The sequence below is a fragment of the Paenibacillus sinensis genome (assembly GCF_019904155.1).
Lineage (GTDB): Bacteria > Bacillota > Bacilli > Paenibacillales > Paenibacillaceae > Paenibacillus_AQ > Paenibacillus_AQ sinensis.
The window spans coordinates 569-18,058 of record NZ_JAHCMB010000219.1 but is presented as its reverse complement, the minus strand read 5'-3'; the positions used below and the strand labels follow the sequence as shown (position 1 = coordinate 18,058).

The 17,490-nt window shown below is 45.1% G+C and carries 5 protein-coding genes; all 5 read right to left on the bottom strand.

Translation table 11 applies throughout. From position 1 onward, the window contains the following. Positions 1-11,185 (bottom strand): PfaD family polyunsaturated fatty acid/polyketide biosynthesis protein (locus KIH86_RS26455; RefSeq protein WP_223110755.1); only part of this gene is annotated, 11,185 nt, incomplete at its 3' end. Between the two features lie 86 nt (positions 11,186-11,271). Continuing rightward, on the bottom strand, positions 11,272-14,052 hold the full coding sequence (locus KIH86_RS26450) for a beta-ketoacyl synthase N-terminal-like domain-containing protein (protein WP_223082441.1): 2,781 nt from the start codon (positions 14,050-14,052) through the stop codon (positions 11,272-11,274). Then, complete coding sequence (locus tag KIH86_RS26445; protein ID WP_223110754.1) at positions 14,013-14,804, bottom strand: class I SAM-dependent methyltransferase; 792 nt, start codon at positions 14,802-14,804, stop codon at positions 14,013-14,015. Before KIH86_RS26445 ends, KIH86_RS26450 begins: the two co-directional genes overlap by 40 nt. A gap of 18 nt (positions 14,805-14,822) precedes the next feature. Then, positions 14,823-15,605 (bottom strand): alpha/beta hydrolase, encoded by a 783-nt coding sequence (locus tag KIH86_RS26440; protein ID WP_223082437.1) that lies wholly within the window; start codon positions 15,603-15,605, stop codon positions 14,823-14,825. Between the two features lie 32 nt (positions 15,606-15,637). Continuing rightward, positions 15,638-17,490, bottom strand: a 1,853-nt coding sequence (locus KIH86_RS26435) for a PfaD family polyunsaturated fatty acid/polyketide biosynthesis protein (RefSeq protein WP_235775617.1), incomplete at its 5' end; no start/stop codon positions are given.

Genomic DNA, 17,490 nt, shown 5'->3' with positions numbered 1-17,490 from the left:
ACAATCGTTCCTGGGGGTCCATTCGTTCCGCTTCGCGGGGGGAAATATTGAAGAATAGCGGATCGAATTGATCGACCCCCTCCAGGAATCCGCCCCACTTGGAATACGCCTTGCCGAATTTGGTTTTATCTTCGTCAAAGTACAGGGCGGAGTCCCATCGCTCTTTGGGGATTTCAATGATGCTATCCTGCCCCTCCCGCAAATTGCTCCAGAATTCCTGCAGATTTCTCGCTCCGGGATACCTCCCCGAAACCCCAATGATGGCAATGTCGCTTGCCTCATTCCCTTTCTCGGCGGGAGATCCAGCAGGAGACCCTGTAAATGAAGCAAACCGATTGCGTCTGTGGTTCTTAGGCGCAACTCTCACACTGTTCATCCCACTGTCTTCATCCGGGATCATCGTTGTTGGTACTTTTTCTTCAATCCCCAAGAGGTTCTGCAACTGCTCCCGGTGCATCTCAAGAAAATATCCGGCTAATTCCTGAATGTTCTGGTATTCAAAAAATAAGGTTTTCGACAAGGAACCGAACACTTTTTCCAATTGATTCGTTAATTGCATAACCATGATCGAATCGATTCCGTATTTCTCCAGCTCGGCATCCGCTTCAATTCGATTCACGGGCAGCTTGATGACCGAGGACAGTATTTTCTTTAAATAATTCACGGTTTTTTCATGAAGGAACTCTTCTCCGATAGCTTCCCCAATAGCTATGCTTTTGGCAACCGTCTTATTGTTATTAATTTCTTCTTTACTATTAAATGGCTTCAACAGATTGACCCGGAACTGTTGGAGGTTTCCTTCCATCACCATAACCTGTTCTCTTCTCGATGCCAGGCTTTGATACAATGCGCGGATTCCTGTTTCAGTCTGCATCGGGATCATCCCTGTGTTCTGCCTCATCAACTGTTCTCGTTCTTGGTCAACACTCATTCCGCCCGCTTGCCACAACGGCCAATTGATGGATATCGTCCGTCCCTGGCGCTGCCCTCCGGCTACCAACAGATTGCGGTAATGGGCGTAAGCATCCATAAAGGCATTGGCGGTTGCATAGTCGGCCTGCCCTATGTTCCCCAATCTTCCTGTCAACGAAGAAAAGAGAATGAAGAAGTCCAAGCCCACATCCTGACTCGCCTGGTCCAGGTTCTCTAATCCGGCGACCTTGGGAGCCAATACTTCCACGAATTCTTCTTTTGTCTTTTTAATGATGAAATTATCCTTAATCACTCCGGCGCTATGAATAATGCCATGAATCCTGCCGAATTCCTCCTGTAAGCTTCGTATGAAGGCGGTTACTGCTTGCTTATCTGTTACATCGACCTGCCGGTACTCGATATGTGCACCCAGCTGTTCAAGCTCCTTCAATTGGGCTTGTCTCGCCTCATTTAGCGCAGATCGGCCGGTTAACACCAGCACCGCTCCCTGGACCCGATGGGCAATCTCTTCGGCCATTAACAATCCCAAACCGCCCAGTCCCCCGGTAATTAAATAAACCCCCTGGTCTTTCCATGGGAGGTCAATGGCCTCCGGCTGCACCTCTATTTCCTTCCACCTGGCAACCAGATGCTTGCCCGCCTGGTAGCGAATATGACGCTCGCTGCTGCCGCTGCCGGTTTCCAGGATCTCTTGCAGCCTGTCCGCCTCTTCGTCCGCTTCCACTTCAATCAATTGGCCATGCAATTTGGGATTCTCAATCTGTGCGGTTTTCAAAAGCCCGAGCAAACCGGTGAACAGCTCCTGTTCTCCTTCATTCGGGACCGCAATTTGAATCCAAACCTCTTGCTTCGGCTTCTCCTTGAGAAGGCTCTGAATTTCTTCAAAGACCCGGGCCGCATAGCTCTGGAAGCGTTCCGCAATACCGGACTGCGGGGATTGCAAGCTGACACAGCGCACTCCTTTCATCCGTTCTTCCAGAACCTCGGAGGCAACATTACTCAGTTCACACAGAATAATCAGATGTTGAGCATAAGCGGCGATACCCGGACTTTGGCGGGTAATCTCTTGTTCTTCCCAGATTGGTTCCAGCATCAATAGCCCTGGAGCTGCCTGGGTTTCGAGCGAACTTACCTCTCCCCCCAGTACCCGGGATGAGAGCTCCTTCATCCGAATACAGACATTGCCCTGCTCATCGCATAGATCAAGATCTAATTTCCGGACTTGGTCCCCAGCTTGACTATTCGAGCTATTCCGAATCCAAGCCCACATCTTCGGCGTGCATGGGCTGATTATTTCGATCTCCCGCAAGGCAAAAGGCAATGCCGCCCTCCGATCTTCGCTGCCCATCCGCAGCCCGAGCGATGCCTGGAGCGCCGCATCCATGATACCGGGATGGAGAACATATTGCTCCTCGGTATCCCGGACCGACATCGGCAATGACAACTCTGCCAATACTTGCTCTTCTCCCCGATACACCTGTTCAATCCCTTGATGCCCCGGTCCATACTCGATTCCCATCGCCCGAAATGCCTCATACACCACTTCGGATGTGAGACGTCCTTGATGGCATTCCTCCTGAAGGGCCTTCAGATTTAGCGCCGGTTTTCCTGTCGCCGGACTGAGGGTGGCTCTGCCCTGGCTGTATACAACCGATTCGCCAGGGTCCGCTTCATCCTCACGGTATATTTCGTAGGCAATCTCCCCGTCATCTTCCGGATACAGCCCGATATGCACCCGAAGCGGCTGTTCCCCCACCACGATCGGCTGTGACCATACCACGTTTTTCAACCTGATGACGGCCCCGTCTTTTTCTCTTGTTGCCTCCGCCACCGCCGCACGCGCCATCTCCAGATAGGCAACCCCCGGCAGAACCCGTTGTCCGTTCACCACATGATCGGTTAAGAAAAACTCCTGTCCTGTTAAGGTCGTGCTAAATCGCTGCTCGGTCAGGTCGGACGTATTTTGCTGCACTAACGGATGGATCACGGTTCCGGCTATGGCTGCCGTCAAACTAGCGATTCCAGTCTCGCTGTCCGGAACCCAGTACCTCTCTCTGGCAAACGGATATGTCGGCAGGCTGATTCGATGCGGCTTGACACCGGGATACAGCCGGTTCCAGTCCACGTTCAATCCTTTCACCCAGACATCCAGCAGCTTTCCATATTTCCTCTTACTTATCCAGGCATCTATTGTATGGATCATGTCTTCATCTGCAGTGAGGACGGCCATTGTCTCCTTATTACGTTTGACCTGTCCCCGGTACAAGTCTTCGATATCGTCTTTCCCTTCCAGGAAGCCGGTCAGCTTGTCTTGAAGTTCTTTCAAGGAACTTACAATGACAGCCAGACGCTCTTCCATCGCTTCCCGCCCCACCTGGAGTGTATAGGCGATATCGATGACCTCCTTTTCGGTGAAGGCTTGCTCTTGAATGGCGCCCAGCAATTGCCGCACTTGTGCCTCCAGGCGTTCCTCACTCTTCGCCGACAATACGATCATGGCCGGATGATCGGGACTAACCGCATATTCGGAACTTTCCCGTTCATCGGAAATATACTCTTCGATGATCACATGGGCATTGGCTCCGCCGGCTCCAAAGGAGGATACCCCTGCCCGTCTCGGGTATTCTTTAACCTCCCCATTGGTTTCGATCCGCGGCCGTTTCCATTCCGTCAGTTCCTGCTGCACCACAAAGGGCGTTTCCTTAAAATCTATATTCGGATTCAGCATCTTCGAATGGAGCGACGGCGCAATTTGGCCGTTCTTGAATTGCAGTAGTACTTTGGTTAATCCCGCTATTCCGGCTGCGCCTTCACAATGCCCGATGTTGGACTTCACCGACCCGATTGCGCAAAACTGTCTGTCCGCCGTATCCTTCCCAAAAGCCCGGGTCAATCCGGTAATTTCGATCGGGTCTCCCAACACTGTTCCGGTCCCATGAGCTTCCAGGTAACTGATGGTCCGCGGATTCACTCCGGCTTCCTTCAAGGCCTGGCCGATTAAACTTCCTTGCGCATTGGGGCTGGGAACCGTATAGCCATTGGTCTTTCCTCCATGATTGATGGCTGTGCCTTTGATAACCCCATAGATCTGGTCGCCATCTTCGATCGCCTTCGACAGCGGCTTCAGCAATACGGCCCCGACTCCCTCGCCGGGTACATATCCGTCGCCGCCTTCCCCGAAGCTTTCACATCTTCCTTTGCTGGAAATGAACTTTCCCTGGCTGAGCTTCAAATATTTATTCGGATGAATGGAGACATTCACTCCTCCGGCAATCGCCAGCTCACATCCGTCCCGCTGGAGGCTTTGACAAGCCAGATGAATTGCCGTTAACGAAGAAGAGCACATCGTTTCCACAGCCATACTGGGGCCATGGAAATTGAAGAAATAGGATACCCGGTTGGCGATTGAGGCCAAGCTTCCTCCCGACGTTACCGGTCTTCCCCGCTGCTGTTCCTGGGCTCCGTACAGTTGATACTCTTCATACATCACCCCTACATATACTCCGACGTTTCCTTCCAGACCAAGCCCGCGGTACGAACCCAGGGTTTCACGAGTATAGCCCGCATCCTCCATGGCTGCATACGCGCACTCCAGAAACAATCGTTCCTGGGGGTCCATTCGTTCCGCTTCGCGGGGGGAGATATTGAAGAATAGCGGATCGAATTGATCGACCCCCTCCAGGAATCCGCCCCACTTGGAATACGCCTTGCCGAATTTGGTTTTATCTTCGTCAAAGTACAGGGCGGAGTCCCATCGCTCTTTGGGGATTTCAATAATGCTATCCCGTCCCTCCCGCAAATTGCTCCAGAATTCCTGCAGATTTCTCGCTCCGGGATACCTCCCCGAAACCCCAATGATGGCAATGTCGCTTGCCTCATTCCCTTTCTCGGCGGGAGATCCAGCAGGAGATTCAGTAAATGAAGCAAACCGATTGCGTCTGTGGTTCTTAGGCGCAACTCTCACACTGTTCATCCCACTGTCTTCATTCGGAACCATCGTTGTGGTGACTTTTTCTTCAATCCCCAAGAGGTTCTGCAACTGCTCCCGGTGCATCTCAAGAAAATATCCGGCTAGCTCCTGAATGTTCTGGTATTCAAAAAACAAGGTTTTCGACAAGGAACCGAACACTTTTTCCAATTGATTCGTTAATTGCATAACCATGATCGAATCGATTCCGTATTTCTCCAGCTCGGCATCCGCTTCAATTCGATTCACGGGCAGCTTGATGACCGAGGACAGTATTTTCTTTAAATAATTCACGGTTTTTTCATGAAGGAACTCTTCCCCGGCCGTTACTGCTCTTGGGCTATCCTCTGTGGAAGAAGCCATGCTCGCATTCTCAATTCGATATCTCTTTATGAGGATATCGCCGTATTTTTCTATCAAATAATCCGTCATGAGATGAAGCGTTGAGTAGTCAAAGAATAAGGTTGGGGCAACGTCAAATGAGTATTCATCATTGAGCCTATTGGAAAATTCAGCCACGGTGATCGGATCAAATCCATATTCGGTCAGCGCTACGCTGGCATCGATATTCGCCGGATTGACCTGAAGTAATTCGGCCGCCATTCGGATTAGATCGGTTTTCACCTGATTTTGTAAGTTGTTAGGGGCCTTTTCCGACTGCTGCTGTTCTGCTAAACCGCTGATCGATTGTACGGAAGCAGGTTTGATTTCCAACAATATTTGCCTCATTTTAGCAACATGGCCTTCCATTACCATGATCTGGCCCTTCCCGGATGCCATACTCTGATATAGAGCCTGGATGCCGGTCTTGGTGCGCATAGCCATCATTCCGGTATTCTGAACCATCAGTTCTTCGCGTTCTTGGTCAACACTCATTCCACCGTCTTGCCATAGCGGCCAGTTGACCGATAGCGTTTTCCCCCGTCGCTGTTTCAATTGAACCAATTCGTTACGGTAATGGGCATAACCATCCATAAAGGCATTGGCGGTTGCGTAATCGGCCTGTCCGACATTACCAATCGTTCCAGCGATTGCTGAGAAGAGAATAAAAAAGTCCAGATGCAGATCTTTACTGGCTTGGTCCAGGTTCACCAGTCCTGTTACCTTGGGCGCCAACACTTCCATGAATTCGTCTTTTGTCTTTTTTATGATGAAATTGTCCTTGATTACGCCGGCACTATGGATGATGCCATCAAGACCCCCGAAGCATTCCCGGATGTTCTCGATTAATTCGGTTACCGCCTTGTGGTCGGCCACATCGACCTGTCTGTATTCAATTCTAATATCTAAACCGCTTATTTCCTTTAATTTAGCTTGTTTAATATCGCTGAGTGGAGATCTGCCCGTTAATATCAAAGTCGCACTCTTGACTCGCTTCGCAATCTCTTTGGCAAAAATAAGTCCTAACCCACCTGTTCCCCCGGTGATCAGATAGATGCCGCCATTTTTCCATGGAATATGATCTTCTTCCTGTCTCGTTTCACATTCATTCCAGCCTTGAACCAAACGTCTACCATCTTGATATCGAATCCGTAGATCAGAAGGAGTTCGGCTGTTCTCCAGCAATTTCTCAACAAGTCCCTCGGCGTCTTCCTCGGATGCCACCTCAATTACTTGCCCTGTTAAATTCGGATTCTCCAGATGAGCGGTTCGTATAAGTCCAGCAAGTCCGGAAAAGACTTGTTGTTCTTTGCGATTGGAGGCTACAATCTGGATTAACATTTTGCCTTTTGGCTTTTCCTTGAAGAGATGATAGATCTCCTCAAATAATTGGATGGCATACACAATAAATCTCTTATCCAGCTCTTGGTATGAGGACTGCATAATCAGGCAGCGAATTCCGGGCATAACTCTCCGCATTTGCGTTTCGATACTTTCTTGGTACTGTTTACTTAACTCGCACAGTATGACGAGATGATGGGTATAGTCACCGATCTTCGATTTTTCAGCGGAGGAAGGGATTATTTGCTCTTTCCAAGTTGGGTGGAGCAATAAAGTTCCATTAGAATCCATGGAGCCTGTCGCTCCCAACTCCCCCTCTACAAAGCGGCTTGTTAGCGCCTTTATCCGTACATTAACTCTCCCTGTATCATCACACAGATCAACATCAAGCTTCTCAAGCTTATCCACTGAGGAACGACCTTTACTCCGCCGAATGAAGGCCCACATATTAGAGGTACATTTATCGAAAATCTCGATTTCTTGCAACGCAAACGGGAGAGCCAGCTTCAAGGAATTATTTTTATCCAGATCCTCTTTATTCAGAGTTAACCCTATAGATGCTTGTAAGGCTGAATCCATTATGCTGGGATGCAGCACATATTGTTCTTCAGTTTTAGATAAGGACGTCGGAAGCGAGAGCTTGGCCAATACTTGTTCGGTTCCGACATATACCTTCTCGATTCCTTTATGTCCGATCCCATACTCAATTCCCATTCTTTTATAAGCATCATAGCATTGATCTTGCGTAAGAATATGTTGGCTGCATTCGGATTGCAATTCCTTAAGATTTAAGGTTAAACCTTCCACTCCACGATTCCATACCGCAACACCCTGGTTATGGATGATCGGTTCGTTATTTTCCCCATTGGATTCACTATAGATTTCATAGGCAATCTCTCCGTTATCATTAGGAGATAGTCCGATATGCAGCGGAAATCGTTCATTATCTACAATGACGGGACGGGCCCAAATGATATTTTTAAGGCATAGGGTAGTTTGTTTGGATTCTTCCATCGCCTGTTCGATCGCGGCTCTGGCCATCTCGAGATAAGCCACTCCCGGCAAAACGCAGCGTCCTTTTACTACATGATCATTCAAAAAAAACTCCCTGCCGGTAAATGTCGATGTAAATCTCTGCTCGAATAAGCTGGAAGTATTTTGGTGTAGTAACGGATGAATGATCGAAGTAGCGGATAAGGTTGCTGTATGGTCCGTTCGCATGATATTTTCCGGCAGCCAATAACGTTCTCTGGCGAATGGATAAGTAGGGATGCTAATACGACTGGGTCTGTCGTGGATACGATACAGTTGATTCCAGTCGATATCCAAACCTTCTACCCAAAGTTCCGATATTTTCCTGTAATCCCGTTTTTCAATATCATGTTGCAGAATTGTTGTTACATCTTTTTTCTTCTTCACCTGGTTGAATCGTACATTTCCTGATGCTTGGTCTTCAATAAAATCATCGAATGCCTTAAGCAAATCGCCCTTCGAATTCGCTAAGACCACAAGGCGAAAATCCATAGCCGACCGCCCAACCTGTAAGGTATAAGCCAAATCGGCTAAGTTCAATGTTTCATTCGATTCAATAAATTCGTTCATTAATCGGGCGTAGGTTTTTAATTGCTCTTTGCTTGCAGCAGATAATACGAATAGGAAGGGTTGATCCGGTGTTTCGTTGTCCGGAACTGTAACAGAAGATTCCTTCTCCTTACGATATTCTTCAATAACGATATGGGCATTGGTTCCGCTGAACCCAAAGGAACTTACACTAGCGCGCCGGGGCATTCCCTCCGGAACTTCCCAGGGCTTTAATTCAGTATTGATATAAAAGGGGCTGTTATCGAGAGTTATATGTTCATTTAAGGCGTTAAAATGGATGGTTGGCGGCAGCTTACGGTGTCGCATGGCCAATAGGACCTTAATCACACCAGCAATACCAGCCGCTTTAATCAGATGCCCGATATTACTTTTAACGGAACCCAAAGCACAATAATTATTCTTATCGGTAAATGACCTGAACGATTCAGTCAGCGCCTCTACTTCAATGGGATCTCCCAGCTTTGTCCCCGTTCCGTGCGCTTCTACCATTGAAATACTTTCCGGATTGATGCCAAAACGCTGATAAACCTCTTTTTCCAATCGAATCTGTGAATTCACGCTGGGCGCGGTAATGCCATTCGTTTTTCCATCTTGATTAACGCCCCATCCCCGAATCACTCCATGAATCGGATCACCATCGCGAACAGCATCCTCCAGCCGTTTTAACAGAATAACTCCGACACCTTCACCTGGAACATAACCGTTTGCGCGTGTATCGAAGGAAAAACAACGACCATCTTTGGACAGCATTCCCGATTTAGTGTTGGTGATAAAGCCTGCCGGACTTAAAAACAAATTAACTCCGCCCGCCAGGGCAAGGTCGCAGGTTCGCAAGACCAAGTTATTACAAGCTTCCGCAATAGCCACTAATGAGGAGGAACAAGCGGTATCGATCGCTAAATTAGGGCCTTTCAAATTGAGGAAATACGCAATCCGAGCCGATAGAATCGCCATGGAGCTTCCCATATAACCTTGAGCCGTTAATTCGTCTTCGGGAGTATGCTGTCTGTAGTCACCGGGGCCGCAGCCTACAAAAACACCGCAGCGGCTCTCAGATAAACGGGTAGGATTCAAACCTGCATCTTCAATACAATGCCAACTATTCTCTAAAAACAAGCGTTGTTGAGGGTCCATCAGCTCTGCTTCAGTTGGCGAGGTCTTAAAAAAAAGAGGATCAAATAAATCAACGTCCTCTAATACGCCTAGCCATTTGCAATTGGTCTTTGCGGGTGTTGTCAGATCAGGATCATAATAATCATCGATCGCCCAGCGAGTTGAAGGAATTTCCGAAATACAATCCATACCCACACTCAAATTATCCCAGAATTTAGTTAGCGTATTTGCCTTGGGAAATTGCCCCGACATACCGATAATGGCTATCGCAGATTGATCATAATCCGATGCAAGGTTCTTCTCTTCGGATACCGGAACTGTCTTCGTCGAATCATCTGACATGTCTCCGAAGAATTGTTTGGTACGTATATAGTCACAAGCCTTCATCATTAATAATTCGGCAATTTCATCAACATGACGGTTTTGCCAATGTTCATGCCGTGTTCCTTTAACCCACTGGTTAAACGCTCCCATCGCCGGACCGCAAGGGATCAGAAAATTATCTTGCTCAGACTCATCGCCATTCCGGGTAACCTGATTGCAATGAGCAAAATACCATTTAAAGATCAAAGCCATTTTATATCTCGGATTTTCTTCGGCTTCCTTGATTTGTTCGGGGTTTTTTCCGTTTTTATATTCATAAACCTCAGCCCATACTTCTGAGAGAGTCTTCTTAAAATAAAGGTTTTCAAGCTGTTTCTTGATTTCCGGCGGAATCTCATCAAGAGAGTGATAATTCAAGTATAGTTTGTATAAATGATTTGCGCGTGCATGAACCTGGGTGTTTTTCTTGACCACTTGAGCTTTTGCGCCAACCTCAAACATATCCCCTGCAATCGTAATAGCCGTATCATGGATCGAGACGGTATTCAATAAATCTTTCACAACAGGATGAGCGCCGCTTTCTACCGTACATTGATTGATTGAACCGGTAAAAATGAAATCAGCGCCTAATGCAAATGCTGCAGCAACTGCCTCGGGCGTTCCGATGCCGCCGCCACATCCAATCAAAATTTCTTCCTGGTATTGATATTGGCGTTGCAAGTCTTCCTTTGCGGAAATAATGGAGGGGATTAATGAGAACGAAACCCCTTGGTCCGTATGTCCTCCAGAGTCCGCTTCTACAGCAAGATCATCTGCCATAGGGATGTATTGGGACAGTCTGGCCTCTTCCTCGTTAATCAAGCCTAAGGCTAATAAGTGGTGAATCATATTGACCGGAGGTGGTGATAAGAATAATCGGGCTACTTCTAATCGAGAACATTTTCCAATAATTCGTCGAGGTATCACAATGTTATTCCCATGTTGAACGAGCCCTTTGATACGATAATAAACTAGTGGCCAGGATAATTGAGCATAAGCCGATGCCTCGACAACCGGAACTTGATACTTTAGAAATAATTCAACTCGTTCTCGTTCCTCCTCGATATTATCCAGGTTGGATATCAAACACATACCATAAGGCTTGTCCTGTCCAAGCTCGCTTTTCAGACTTCTAATATGCGCCTCTATTTCCCTTACGCCAAGCCCGGCGCTCCCGAAAAAACTTAATAGGCTCGAATTGCCCATTGCAGTGACTAATTCTTCCGAAGCGATTCCCCGTCCCATCGATCCGGCATAATAATTCAATCTACAACAATATCGTTGCTGAAAGACTGGATTACCCAAAAGCTCCGGTTTTAAGTTAACGGATTGAAATTCATCAAAAAAAACGCCCTTTTGGGCGTTCATCTCATTTAAGGAATCTTGAGCGGGTAATGTGGGCAGTTTTTTTAATAGTTCCTTCTCAGCGTCTTCAGGAGTCATCGCCCCTATTTGCAATGCTTTGAAAATCTCTTCTGGATTCATCGTTACCACCTCATCTTTTACATACTTAAACCAGAAATATCATTCTATGTTTTGTATTGGAGTAATTGATCAGGCCAGTCCTTCAGCTATCTTTTCTCAGCATAATTAAAAATCTGATTGGCTTGTTCAGCACCTAATTTCCCCTGATGGACTTGTTGTATCAGCAGCTGTAAAGACAACAGCTCCCGATTTTGTTCCTTCAATTCTTTGTCCAGGAAACCCGTAAATTCCCGAATTGTGGGGTAATCATAGATTTTCGTAGTTCTGATGGAAAGTTCGAACTGATTGTTGAGCTCCTGAATCCATTCAACACCGATAATCGAATCCAACCCCATATCCACAAACTTTGTATCTATATCAAAAGTATTCGATTTAATGCCTAACATATTCGCTAGGCTACTGATTAACGTTTCCTCTATTAATTTCACTGAGACGGGTTCCTGGCAGCGTTGCTCTGATGCTTCAGAAGACGGAATCAATCCATCACCCATCGTCTTCAAAGCAATTCCTTTGGGCTTTTCGATATGTATGTCTTTGTCCTCTGGAGCTTGTGGTAATTCAGGTTTTTGCGGCCCAGACACTTCCTGAACAGATTTGGATTGATACGAAACGGGCTGTAATTCCACCTGGCTTCCCGGTAACGATAAAATCCGATCCGTCGCTGATGGCAAAGAAATTCCGCTGTTCATCTCGGACGAAATTTGGGAGTCCTTCTGTTTGGGTATCCAAAAGCTATTTCCGTTAAACGGATATGTCGGTAAAGGGACCTTGTTGTTTGTGTTATTAACAAATAAATCAATCCAATTCGGGCAATAGCCCTGAGTAAAAAGATATAACAATGCCGATAATTTTTCTTTGTAAGCTTCAGAGGTTATATTGCTAAATAACCCCAGCTCCCCTGACAAGCGTTCACAATATTCGTTAAGTTCTTTTAATACAGGCTCCCGTTTGAGAGAACTATTTGTATCGTTGCTAAAGTAATCTGCTGTTGTACCATTTTCGATAATTTCCAAAACCTTTTGTTTTAATTCCCCAACATCTTTGGCAATAAAAGCGCAGCGGAAAGGAAAGTTGCTACGTCCAACAAGCAATGTATAGGCAATGTCTTCAAATAAATAGTGTTCGGCTCCTGTCTCCAACCATTTGCTGATATCCAGCAGCTTTTGCCGCAGGGCAGATTTGGTCTTTGCAGAAAAGGTGAAGGGATAATATGGCTTCTTGTTACTATTGTCCATCTTCTCTTGAACTGGCGGCTCCTCAATAATAAGGTGGCAATTGGTTCCGCTAAACCCAAATGAGCTGACTCCCGCTCTTAAAGGAACACCCTCAGTTTGTTTCCATTCCAGTAATTCGGTGTTTAGAAAGAAAGGGCTGCTTTCAAAATCGACATGTTCATTAACCTTGGTAAAATGAATGGTTGGAGGGATTTTCCGGTATTTCATCGCCATTAAGATTTTAAAAACACCGGCAATGCCGGCTGCCATAATGGAATGTCCGAAATTAGGTTTATGGGATCCAATTGCACAAAATTGAGTTTTATCCGTAAACGACTGAAAGGCTTCGGTTAATGCTCTCATTTCAATTGGATCACCTAATTTTGTTCCAGTACCGTGGGCTTCAATATAACTAATGGTTTCAGGATTAATCCTGGATTTTTTATAGGCCTCAACAATTAAGGCTTTCTGGGAAAGTGAACTGGGAGCAGTAATGCTTTGAGTTCTGCCATCCTGATTAATAGCCGAGCCCTTAATTATTCCATAAATATGATCTCCATCTTCAAGCGCGGCATCTAATTGTTTTAATATTAGAACCCCGACCCCTTCGCCAACGACAATACCATTCGCTTCATTATCAAAGGTTTTACACTTGCCGTCAGGGGATAACATCTCCGTTTTGGAGGCCATAATCAAAAATTCCGGTGAGTTAATGATGAAGACCCCACCAGCTAAAGCCATTTCAGACTCGCCTCTGCGAATACTATCACATGCATAATGGATTGCAACCAGGGAAGATGAACAAGCAGTATCAATCGCTAAACTGGGTCCCTTAAGATCCAAAAAGTAAGAAATTCTGGAGGCTAAAATGGACATATCAGTCCCCAAAAATGTAAGTGCATTAATATCGTTTTCTAATAACGTTTTGTCTTTATAATCCGAACTCCGCCCTCCTACAAAGACTCCGGCCTTCTTTCCGGCCATCTGTTCGATTGAATAACCGCTATCTTCGATAGCCTTAAATGACTCTTCCATGAATAACCGTTGTTGAGGGTCCATGCGCTCTGCTTCACGGGGCGTAATATTAAAAAATTCGGTGTCAAATTTATCGATATTATCAAGTAATCCCCCCCATTTGCTAATCGATTTATTCTTCCGGGTGGCATTACGATCATAATAGCTGGCTTCATCCCAATCATTACGGTCAATCTCCGTTACGCAGCAATCTCCATTCTGCAAGTGCTTCCAAAAAGCTTCAACCGTTTCAGAGCCGGCAAATCTACCCGAAATACCGATTATGGCTATATCTGAATCCCGCTTTTTCTCACTAGAAAAGCGAACCTCACTTTCTGCCTTTGTTGCTTCTTCTGCTTTTTTTCCCGATGGAACATCCTGTCCACCTATTTTTCCGTACTTATCGATCATATATTCGGTTAATTCCTTGACCCCGCGGTAATCAAAAACAACCTCAACTCCTAAATCAATTCCAAACTTTTTGTTAACCGCCTCTATGAACTCTACCGATAACACCGAATTCAGACCCAGCTCTAGAAAGCTTCTCTCAAAATCCAAGGAATCCCTTGAAACCATAAATAAATCGGTTATTATTGTTTTCAAAGAAAGTTCGATATCTTCCTGAGAATCCAATGCCATACACTACCGCTCCTCTCTATAATGGTTTTTCCCCAACAGCCATATACAGTTGNTTGAACTAATTTCGTAGGAATGCCAATCCCTTCTGATTTAAAGAAAATCCCTTCCCCCAAAATCTCGCTATGAGCACATATAATTTCCAAATCGATCTTTGAAAACCCTCCCTTTTTTAATAGCATCGGTAATTCCCGGCCAATTCGCGGATTCCCTCCCTCAGCATATCGTGCCTTACAATAAGCATCATAAAGTTCCCTTAATTGTAAAATCTGGGGATATGTTATGATATGCATTTCAAAATCATTATCAACGAATACAGCCTTGCCACCTGGCTTCAAAATCCGAAGAACTTCACGAACCGCATCGATCGGGTCCGTTAAGTGTTCCAGCAATAACCTGACTAATGCAAAATCGAAAGAATTCTCAGGTAAACCAGTCTCCATAATCGACCCTTGAGTTATTTCAAAACGTGTATGGTTTTTCTGTGTCAAATAACTCTTGGCGTAATCTACTAATAATGGATCAATCTCTACCGAAGTGATCTGTATGCTGCTAAAATTTTCTAAAATTTTCTCGGTTAGAAATCCGGGGCCCGAACCGATTTCTACCACCGACATTCCATCCTTCAACCCATACTCTTTATAGTGCTTTAGCTCCTTATCCCAAAATAAATCAACCTGTGCCCTTAATCGTTCAAGTTCTTTTTCAATATTGCTGGCAATGGTACTGATTTGATAAGAACCCTGTTGATTCATTGACTTTTCCTCCTTGATTTAAGGCGCCAACTTCTGTAGAAAAGGAAGAATCTGATCGGCAACTGTGCGCCAATTTGGATCTAGCATCATATCATGGCAAATATTATTGAAGATAACCGGTTCGGTTTTATATTTCTCCCCAATAGTTGCAACAGTCTTTCCCGGAAAAAACCAATCCTGCGTTGATCCTAAAATTAATAGCGGAACCTTTACCGAAACCGATCTAGGAACGATCCGCCTCATTAATTCACGCTGAGCTTTTGTTGATTCCGGTTGTAATAATCCTAAATATTCATCCCTTTTTTCAGCCGGCAAGTCTGGAGAAAAGAAAACTTGGGGCGGCATATGGCGGCTTTTTCCCTTATCAAATAACCGGATTTGATAGATATCTTTATAACGGGATATAAGTAAGCGTCGAAAATCTCTAAACATGCCATCCGGCGGTGTAGTAGACATTAGAACTGCCGCCTGAATCTTTTCAGGATACAAGCACAATATCTTTTGAACCAGCGCTCCCCCCAATGAATGTCCGATTAAAACCGGCTTCTCGCTTAACTGGGATATAACTTCAAGTACATCATTCATATAATCGTTCAATGAAAAAAAATGAATGCTCTCATTCCCTTCGCTCTCCCCATGTCCTCGAAGACTTAACGCATAGGATGGGAACCCCTTTGAAGAAAAATAGGGAAGAAAGTTTTCTTTCCAGCACCATGCGCCATGACTTCCGCCATGGATGAAAAGGAGAGAGGATTGACTTGAACTTAACTCGGGCAAATACTCTAATATTTCCAGTTTCATCTTTTATCCCTCGTATTATATATTTTCAACATTTATTGCTTGCCGGATTTAATTCTAGTAATTCTGTTGTTAAGTAATCCGGCCGCTTCCGTCATCAGCTTCTCACCGATTTCATCAACATGCCGGTTTCTCCAATTCTCCAGTTTCGTTCCTTTAACCCATTGGTTAAACGCCCCAAGAGCCGGTCCGCATTGTATTTGAAAGTCAACTTTATGCTCCTCATCGCCGCTAAGTGCCCACAGAGTACTCTGACCGAAATACCATCTAAAAATCAAAGCCATTTTGTATTTGGGATTGCGATCTGCCTTCTCAATCACCAGGGGAGGATGAAAGGATTTGCATTCCTCATACACCTTATCAAAACTTCGTTTAAAGTACTTCTCCTGAATATGTTCTTTCGTCTTCGGATCAATTTCATCGATGGAATTATAATGAAAATATAAATCATATAATTTATTAGCCCTGGCCGGAAAAAACACACCCTTTTTTAAGACTTGTATTTTGGAGCCTAACTCAAACATATCTCCAGCCGGAGCATATTCAGTATCTTGAATATTGATTTGCTGCAGCAAATCCTTTACTACATTACTCGTACTGGCTTCCACAGTACATTGATTAATGGAGCCGGTCATAATGAAATCAGCCCCTAAAATAAAAGCGGCAGCGGCAGCATCGGGAGTTCCAATACCTCCAGCTGCTCCAACATTGATTTTTCTATGATATTTATATTTCTCCATCATTTCATCTCGAATTCTCATCATCGCGGGTATCATAGCATAGGCAACCCCGCCATCCGTATGTCCGCCGGAGTCTGCTTCAACGCAGATATCATCAGCAACAGGAATTTCCTTAGATAATTCAGCTTCTTCCGACGTTATCTTTTTTTCAACCAGCAGTTTATTAACAATTCTCTCCGGAGCCGGACTAAGGAACAACTCCGCCACTTCGGGACGAGATACTTTGGCGATAATTTTATTGAGTGACATTACATTTCCCGATTTATCCCGTGTTAAGCCTTTTGCATGATACTTCACTAAAGCTGGAGTTATATTAATAAAGGCAGAGGCTTCAATATGTTTGATGTTATATTTCAAATAGATATCGACTGTTTTTTCTTCAAATTCGGGAGCGTTCAAATTCGTGATTAAATTCATCCCATAAGCCTGCCCTTGAGAAAGCTCCTTCTGGATATATTGAATGGTCTCTTCAATTTGAGGCAGCTCCAAGCCGCCACTCCCAAAAAAGCCCAGCATTCCGGCTTTCCCTACTTTTACTACCATTTCTTTTGAGGCAATCCCCCGATACATTCCTCCGGTTAGATATGCGTATCTCAAGTCATAATCTTTTTTAAACTCGATACTCCCTAGAGATAACGGTGAAATATCCAGTTCTTCTTTTGGATCTGCTTTGGGATCTGCTTTGGGAGCTTCTTTGGGAGCTTGTATTAATTCAGCTGTTGGGGTTTCATCTTCAGCTTTATTTAGGGAATCTTCGTTTTCAAGACTATTCACTTTTAATGGCTCGGCTTCTCTTCTGATTCGTTGTATTAATCCGGTTAGAATATTACCTTCTCCAATTTCCTCAAAATCCAGCTCGTCCAAGCCCATTAAGTATCGGATACTCTCTGTCCATTTGACAGTGTGGGTAATCTGGTTGACCAAATTCTGTTTAATCTCAGATTGCTTATATGGTCTGGCATGAACATTGGAAATTACCGGTATCTGTAAGCTGGCAAATGTAAACGAATCCAAAAATGCTTCAAACTCATTCTTTGCCTCTTCCATATATCGGGAATGAAAGGCGCCGCTCGTTTTTAGTGGAGTAAACATTATGACTTCAGGTATTGCTTCAAATATTTGTTTTGAATAATCAATATCAGTTCTTG